The sequence below is a fragment of the Rothia nasimurium genome, assembly GCF_928381705.1.
Classification (GTDB): Bacteria; Actinomycetota; Actinomycetes; order Actinomycetales; family Micrococcaceae; genus Rothia; species Rothia nasimurium_G.
This window is the reverse complement of record NZ_CAKMSR010000035.1, coordinates 1-475: the sequence shown is the minus strand read 5'-3', so window position 1 is coordinate 475 and position 475 is coordinate 1. Positions and strand designations below refer to the sequence as shown.

General features: G+C 68.2%; 1 protein-coding gene. It reads left to right on the top strand.

The features are described from left to right. Nucleotides 1-172 precede the first annotated feature (172 nt). On the top strand, nt 173-475 hold a 303-nt coding region (locus tag L6762_RS11880), incomplete at its 3' end, for an NUDIX hydrolase (RefSeq protein ID WP_237187494.1).

The window sequence follows — 475 nt, the reverse complement described above, 5'->3', positions numbered from 1 at the left end:
CGTTGGCGCAGCTCGTCGAGCGTGCAGTTCATACTGCCGGGGTTTCCGAGGTCTTGTCGTTTCCCCGAGATCATGGCACGAAAGCCCCGGCCAGCCCACCCCTCCCGCACGGGGCCTTGTCGCCTCCCGGCCAGCCGAGCAAGATAGGCCTTTCCCCGAAGAAGAACCTGGCATGAAATTCTGCAGCCTGTGCGGCGCCACGGTGGTCCAGCGCATCCCGGACGGCGACAACCGCCTGCGCTACGTCTGCGACGCCTGCCACACCGTGCACTACCAGAACCCGCGTATCGTCGCCGGCAGCCTGCCGGTGTGGGACGGCCAGGTCCTGCTCTGCCGTCGCGCCATTGCGCCGCGCCTGGGCTACTGGACGCTGCCGGCCGGCTTCATGGAGAACGGCGAGACCCTCGCCCAGGCGGCGGCCCGCGAGACAGAGGAAGAAGCCAACGCGCGGATCGGCGACCTGCAGCTCTATACC